The sequence below is a fragment of the Streptomyces sp. SID5910 genome, from assembly GCF_009862125.1.
Taxonomy (GTDB): Bacteria; Actinomycetota; Actinomycetes; order Streptomycetales; family Streptomycetaceae; genus Streptomyces.
In genome coordinates, this window is the sequence record NZ_WWHX01000203.1 from 1 (window position 1) to 6,449 (window position 6,449).

The 6,449-nt window shown below is 68.3% G+C and carries 9 protein-coding genes; 4 read left to right on the top strand and 5 right to left on the bottom strand.

Translation table 11 applies throughout. From position 1 onward, the window contains the following. Nucleotides 1-41: 41 nt before the first annotated feature. From GTW67_RS07235 to GTW67_RS07245, 3 genes are all read right to left on the bottom strand, one after another. Nucleotides 42-476 (bottom strand): DUF6228 family protein, encoded by a 435-nt coding sequence (locus GTW67_RS07235; RefSeq protein WP_161163974.1) that lies wholly within the window; start codon nucleotides 474-476, stop codon nucleotides 42-44. After that, the gene (locus GTW67_RS37535; protein WP_237518718.1) at nucleotides 473-652 is read right to left on the bottom strand and encodes a hypothetical protein; all 180 of its coding nucleotides are present in this window, start codon (nucleotides 650-652) and stop codon (nucleotides 473-475) included. The genes GTW67_RS07235 and GTW67_RS37535 overlap by 4 nt, the downstream gene beginning before the upstream one ends. Before the next feature lie 505 nt (nucleotides 653-1,157). Continuing rightward, nucleotides 1,158-1,487, bottom strand: a complete 330-nt coding sequence (locus GTW67_RS07245; RefSeq protein WP_346010587.1) for a hypothetical protein — start codon at nucleotides 1,485-1,487, stop codon at nucleotides 1,158-1,160. A gap of 110 nt (nucleotides 1,488-1,597) precedes the next feature. Between GTW67_RS07245 and GTW67_RS07250 the strand changes: the two genes are divergently transcribed. After that, entirely contained in the window at nucleotides 1,598-1,960 is a 363-nt protein-coding gene (locus tag GTW67_RS07250; RefSeq protein ID WP_202436922.1) for a hypothetical protein, read from the top strand. A gap of 297 nt (nucleotides 1,961-2,257) precedes the next feature. Here the strand turns inward: GTW67_RS07250 and GTW67_RS07255 are convergent, their stop codons facing one another. Further along, nucleotides 2,258-2,683 carry a VOC family protein gene (locus tag GTW67_RS07255; RefSeq protein WP_161163975.1) on the bottom strand — a complete coding sequence of 142 codons (426 nt, stop codon included), beginning with the start codon at nucleotides 2,681-2,683 and terminating at the stop codon, nucleotides 2,258-2,260. A gap of 82 nt (nucleotides 2,684-2,765) precedes the next feature. Between GTW67_RS07255 and GTW67_RS07260 the strand changes: the two genes are divergently transcribed. Beyond that, a complete protein-coding gene (locus GTW67_RS07260) occupies nucleotides 2,766-3,347 on the top strand; it encodes a TetR/AcrR family transcriptional regulator (RefSeq protein WP_237518719.1) in 582 nt (193 codons plus the stop codon). Between the two features lie 648 nt (nucleotides 3,348-3,995). On the opposite strand, the gene GTW67_RS07265 is transcribed toward GTW67_RS07260, so the two are convergent. After that, the gene (locus tag GTW67_RS07265; protein WP_161163976.1) at nucleotides 3,996-4,541 is read right to left on the bottom strand and encodes a VOC family protein; all 546 of its coding nucleotides are present in this window, start codon (nucleotides 4,539-4,541) and stop codon (nucleotides 3,996-3,998) included. A 697-nt stretch (nucleotides 4,542-5,238) separates the two neighbouring features. On the opposite strand from GTW67_RS07265, the gene GTW67_RS07270 reads away from it, so the two are divergent. Beyond that, complete coding sequence (locus GTW67_RS07270; protein ID WP_161163977.1) at nucleotides 5,239-6,102, top strand: isocitrate lyase/PEP mutase family protein; 864 nt, start codon at nucleotides 5,239-5,241, stop codon at nucleotides 6,100-6,102. Between the two features lie 75 nt (nucleotides 6,103-6,177). Further along, nucleotides 6,178-6,303: a hypothetical protein gene (locus GTW67_RS38115; RefSeq protein ID WP_272920470.1), complete on the top strand. Its 126-nt coding sequence runs from the start codon at nucleotides 6,178-6,180 to the stop codon at nucleotides 6,301-6,303. Nucleotides 6,304-6,449: the final 146 nt, after the last annotated feature.

The window sequence follows — 6,449 nt, forward strand, 5'->3', positions numbered from 1 at the left end:
TGCCCGCTGAACCGCAGACGAGAGGCCACCGGCCCGGGCGGCTATCCCTGATGTAGGAACGCCCGCAGGTCTTCAGCGACTGCCGTCATCCCTTCACCTGCCTCGATCACGGTCGTCACCGTGCACGTCCAGTCCCCGGAGAAGGGACCGGGCCGAAGCGCCCATCCCAGATCCACATGGCCGCCGGAGCCGAAGACCGCTGTCACGGTCAGGTGGTTGGTGCTCCAGACCCGTTCTCCCTCCCAGCCGCGGAAGTCACGCGCGAGGGCATCGAAGAACGCGCACATGTCGTCCCAGGCGGTGACGGTCACGGTCTCGAGCCGTGCGCGCACACCGTCGGCAACGGCCTCCACCGCGAACGCCGACTCGTACTCATCCGCACGCGACCAGTCGAACAGCCGGACACGGGGCGCCATCGCACCCGGCCCCCGCACGACGACCTCGACCTGCCCCGGCCCTACCTCGATCAGACTCACCCGCTGGAGGATACGGACACCAACACGCTGACGGCATCACCGCTTTCCGATCCTTCGAGGTCCTCCGGTTCCAGGTATTCCAGAGCTTCGGGGTCGATGCCGTGATGCCGGTCCACGTCGAGCAGTTGCCGCACGAACGTGAGGACGAACGTCGAGAAGCGTACGTCGAAGGTCACGCAGCCCTCTTCATGAACCATCGTGACGACCTTCCACCGGTCCGGGTCCGGGTCGCAGGGCAGAAAGAAGCTCGTCCCCGCTGAGGTCGTATCCCCACGAGATCAGCCCTCCGGGCTCCGGGTAGAAGGGGTACGGGACATGCTCGGCATGATGAAAGACAGCGAGTTCGCCGCAGACCAGCCCGCTGCCGTACGGGACCTACGAACGCCCTGAAGTCGCCGGGCAGGGGTGTACCGAGGTACTGCTCGACCTCGTCCCAGCCGTCCTGGTCCGCACGCCCGGTATCAGGCTCGCCCAGCAGAGCCTGCAACTCATCCAACGAGGACATGCACATCTCCCAGGCCGGCCAACGAACAACTCGCGCCGACCTAGCCGCACGCACCACGACGTCACGCGGCGCGGCCGTCATCAGACGGGGCACTGCCCGCGGCCACCGACTAACCGAGCGGAATCCGCGCTGCGGCCGCGCTCGCTGCGTCCCTCTCCGCGCGTGTGGCAGCGTGCTCAGGGCGCGTCATCGACCAGTCCGAAGCCTTCCGGGAACTGCTTCAGGAACTGGCGGCGAGACGGGTCGGTCTCAGCGGCTGCCATCTCCCCGACCAGCATGGCCAGTTCATGTCGCTGCGCATCGGAGAGCGAAGTGACTCGGTGGGCGACGCCCTCCAGCACCTTGACCGCGTCGTCGGGGTCGATTTGCTCGTCCTCGCTGCCCTCGATGAACCACAGGACGTCCACAAGAGTCTCGGCCAGGGCCCGAGTCAGGGACGGGTAAGACGTCACGTTGGCCTCCCAGCAGGGTTCGTCATCCCACCACACGCCACGGACATCACTCACCGGAGCTTCCGCGAGTCCGTGGACAGTGCAGAGCCGGCTTGGGATACCGGTCGTCTGCCGGGACACTGGAGCAGGATGGCGACGCACCACCTGGAATCCACGACCTCCGGATGTCGGCCCGCTCCGAGAACCTCACCGTGCTGCGCGCGTTTGTCGCCCGGCACGCTCCCGCCCACGCGAAGGCGGCCCCCGTCCGCCCCAACGCCTGGTGCCACTGCGGCGCCCACCCCGACACCAAGAGGCACTGCGCCGGCGCCGTTCTGATGATCCTGTGCCACGACCCGGTCATGCGCCGCGTGTGGAGCGTCGAAGAGGTCTGCGAGACCTGCGCGCCGCTGATCCCGAACGCCACCGTCCTGGCCCGAGCCGAACGGCCCCGCCGCACTCCTGGCTGCCCTGACGCGCAGCCGCCCGCCGCTCGGCCGGTCGTCGCGGGCGGCTTCTCCTCACCCGCGGTCCCGGGCGCCTGCTGAAGACCGCCGGCCACTCGACGTGGTGCTTACCGTTGCCCGCACCGTCTTGCCGGGGATGCCGCGGCGGTCGGTGACGCCCCGGTCGTCGGTGAGGGCGGCGACGAGGGGGAGGCCGCGGGCCGGCTCGGCGACGGGTTTCGTAGGCACGGCGACCACGGGCCGGTGTTCGGCGTGGGTATCGGAGACCTTCAGGCGCAGCCTCGGCGGCCGGACGGATGTGGAAGTCCCGGCCGGACGCGGCGTCTTCAGTGGTGCTGTGCGCGGGGCTGTGTCCGCCCTGGAGGGTTCGGTCCGCTGTTATGGGGCCTGGGTAATGGTGTATTGCTCCGCGAACTCACCGGTCGGGGGGATGGGGGTGATCACATCGATCAGGACGCCGCTCGGGTCGGCCACAATGAAGTGCCGCTGCCCGAAGTCCTCGCTGCGAAGCCCCAGTTCGGCCCGCAGACCGCCCCGCACGACCAGCCGGTCCCACTCCGCGTCGACATCCTCGACCTCGAAGTTGAGCAGCAGTCCCTGGACTGGGGCACGGTACGCCTCGGGAAGGGTGGGATGGGTGTGGTCCAGCAGCGCAAGCTCGTACGCGGGGGTGCCGGGCCGCCGCAGGCTCAGGTACCAGTCGGCCTCGAAGGTCGTCTCGAAACCGAGGAACTCGGTGTAGAAGTGCCTCGACTCCTGGAGCTTCGACGTACAGATCACCGGATACAGGCTGGTGATTCTCATGACTGAACCCCTTTCGCATACCATCAGTATGTCAAATTCAGGCTACTCACATGCCGTCGGTATGTCAAAGGAAGGGGTGCCCATGACCCGGGCCGAACAACGCGAACAGACCCGCCGGACACTGCTGCGTGAGAGCAGGCGCCTGTTCGCGACCCAGGGGTACGCCGCCGTCGGCCTCGCCGAGATCGTTCGCGCCGCCGGAGTTACCAAGGGCGCGCTCTACCACCACTTCGACGGCAAGACCGCACTCTTCCGAGCCGTCCTCGAACAGACCCAGCAAGAAGTGGGCCAGGCCGTCGCGGCCGCCGCCGACACCGAGGACGACCCCTGGGGCCAGCTCCTGGCCGGTTGCCGCACCTTCCTTGCCGCCGGCGCCGATCCCGACATCCAGCGGATCATGCTCCTTGACGGCCCCGCCGTCCTCGGCTGGAACGAGTGGCGCGCCCTCGATGAAGCTGCTTCCGCCCGCCACCTCGCCGACGCCCTCACCGCTCTCATCGACCGCGGCGTTTTCGCCCCCCAACCCGTCGAGCCTCTTGTGAGACTCCTGTCAGGCGCCATGAACGAGGCCGCCCTCTGGCTCGCCTCGTCCACCGACCTCAGCGATCTGACCAATGCTCAGGACGCGTTGACCCGCATGCTGAAAGGCCTGCGCACCACCTGACGCGGACTCCTCCGTTGAGAAACCCGCCCGCAGGCCACCGCCTGTGGGCGCAGGTCTGTCCCATCCCCGAGCAGAGTGTGGGGAGATGTAAAGAGCGTCATCAACGGCCAGATGCTGCTGCCGGCCAAGGGATGGTGACGCCGACGACGAGTACACGCCGGGCGACCCTGCACAGGCGGGGCCGCCCCGCACTCCGGCGCCTTTCGAGTCATCGACCTCGACGCCTGGGACCGGATGCCACCCGAGCGGCACCTGTTCACCGGCTTGCCGATCGTGGTGGCGGGCGTGGTGGCGCCATTCCTGACCTCCGCGGTCTATGCGGTCGCCATGCTGCGGGTTTCTTCCTGTTGTTCCTGGGAGCCTGGCTGCTGCTCTCGTGGTGGCGTGGCCGACGCGGAAGCGGTGAACTGCTCGGCCAGCGCGGATCGCGTCCGATCCTGCGGCGGGCCGCGGTCTCCCGTCCGGCTTTGGTGATGGTGTTGGGGGGCGGTTGGTGGGTCTTCGGTGAGGTCATGGGTGGTGTGAGGGTGTCCTGGTCCGGTGTCGGACGGCTTCGCTGCGGGTCCGGGGCGGTCTTCGCGGACGAGGCGTTCTTGTCCTGGGCGGTCCGTCGGTGATGGTTGGGTGCGGTCGGGACAGGATCCCGCGTCAGGAATGGGTGCTCTTTCTGGGGGGCCGGTAGCGTCGCAGCGTCGTGTGCTCTTCGTAGGGCTGCGGATCGGGGTAGGTGATCAGCTCCAGTGTGCTGCCCCATGGTGTGCGTGTATAAACCATGCGGTTGCGTGTGCCAGCCTCCGGGCCCGGCAGCGGGTGCGGTCCGGGCAGTGCGTGTCCGCCGGCCTCTTCGACACGGGCGATGGCGCGGTCGAGGTCGTCGACGTAGACGGCGAGGTGCTGCCAGCCGAGGTCGCAGGGGAGCGCTGCGCCTCGCTGCCGCGGTCCGTCGAACTCGAAGAGCTCCAAGCCTGGACCGTGAGGCAGGGCGAGTATCCGGATCGCTCGCTGCCGGCTGCCGGGCGGTACGCCCAGCCGTTGTTCCAGATCTGCGCCGCCGTTCGGCCCGTCCTCACGGCGTAGCGTTTCGTAGAGCACCTCGGCGCCCAGGGCGCGGACGAAGTAGTCGGTTGCCGCGTCGAGGTCGGGAACGGTGACCCCGACGTGGTCGATGCCGCGGCAGGCCGAGTCCTGTGCCACGGGGTCAGGAGAGGGCGTCGGACGGCCGAGGGCGGCGCAGAGTCGCACCGGGTCGGGGGGCCGCCTCTGCGCGGACCGCCTGTCGAAGTAGTTCTCGCGGGCCGAAGGCTTCCGAGGCCGGCCCGTAGCTGATCTCCATGCGAGGACCCTGACACCGGAGGTGGTCGGAGGCGGGCGAGAACCACCAGGCGGTCTTCCACCTCCATCCGAATGGCGGTTCGGCTCACTAGCGTCGCCTCCAGAGGCGAGGTGCTCACCGGCGCGTGGCAGTCGCACGTTCGTCGGCCCCATCACCGTCTTCGGGCACGTCTCATGGACGCACAGCCGCAGGGACCGCAGTCAGTTGCCTGCCTGCCGAGCGGCATGCGCATGCACCGATCCAGCGTCCGCGCGATTCACGCGGGCGGGGTGACCGCATCGGGAGCCTCAGCCTGACACCCACGTACTCCCGCGCGCTCTCCAGCCCTCGCCGACGCCTCCTGCGTAACGTTTCCGCGGTGAAAGTGCTGAGCTGACGGAGTGAGTGGACAGTTCGTGATGGTGGCGTTCTGTGTTGCCTTTGAGATCCTCTCGTCCCGGCAAAGATCAACGTGTCGTGGGCTCATCCGCGCCCACTGGTCCTTTGCGGTGCGCGTGCCCGCCCGATGCTTGGTGAGAGCGGAACCGCGCGGCTCACCCCACCCTGAGGAGTCATGCCTTGACGTATGGAAAGAAGCTGCGCGAGCAGATCGCCGGACCGGAGACCACTCCGCTGATCGGGGTGTACGACATGTACTCCGCGTCCATTGCGGCCGGGCACTACGACGGGATGTTCGTCTCCGGTTTTGGCTTCGCGGCCTCGTACTACGGGCTGCCGGACATCGGCTTCATCGCCTGGCCGGACATGGTCGCCTTCGCGCAGCGGCTGCGCGGCGCGTTCCCGGCCCATCATCTGCTCGTGGACATCGACGACGGCTACGTCGACCCCGAGGTCGCCTGTCACGTGGTGGAGCAGCTGGAGCGCATCGGGGCCTCTGGCGTGATCCTCGAGGACCAGAAGCGGCCCCGCCGGTGCGGGCACGCCGACGGCAAGCAGGTCCTTCCGCTCGACGAGTACCTCATCAAGTTGGAACAGGTGCTGGCGACCAGGCAGGACCTGGTCGTGGTGGCCCGCACCGACGCCACCGAGGAGGCTGACATCCTCAACCGGGCGAAGTCTCTCGCGGCCACCGACGCCGATGTCATCCTCGTCGACGGGATCCGCAGCGTGGAGTGGATCCGCCGGGTGCGCGACGTGGTCGGTGACAAGCCGCTTCTGTTCAACCAGATCGCCGGCGGCAAGTCCCCGCGCCTGTCGCTGCCCGAGCTGTCCGAACTCGGTGTGGACGTCGCGATCTACAGCACCCCGTGCCTGTTCGCCGCGCACGAGGCGATGGACACCGCGCTCGCCGAACTCAGGCGGGCCGACGGTCGGCTGCCCGTGGTGGACAAGGAGAACGGTATCGGCGTACGGGCGGCAACCAGTCTGCTGGAACTCAACATGGCCCACCGGCGGTCCGAGCGTGCGGGCGTGGGCGTATGAGCGCCGCTGTGCTCCGGCTCGTACGACGACCTTCCTGACGCTGGCCCTGCTGGGCGCCGGCACGGCATCGGCAGCGTGGTCACCGACTCGGTCCTTGAGGTCGACCGCACGGCCCGCACACACAACGGCCGCGGCACCGCCGGGAGCGACCACGACGGCAGCGCCGTCGATGCCATCGAGGTTCTCAGGGGCGAAGACTGAGGGAAGGTCGGTCACCACACCTGGTAGCCCCCGGGGCATGGCACGCCCACAGCTGGAATACGCACTCCTGGTCGCGGGTTGCAGCAGAGCGTGCATCATCCACAGGAGTCGTACGACGGCATACATCCACTGCTTGCCGGGCGCTT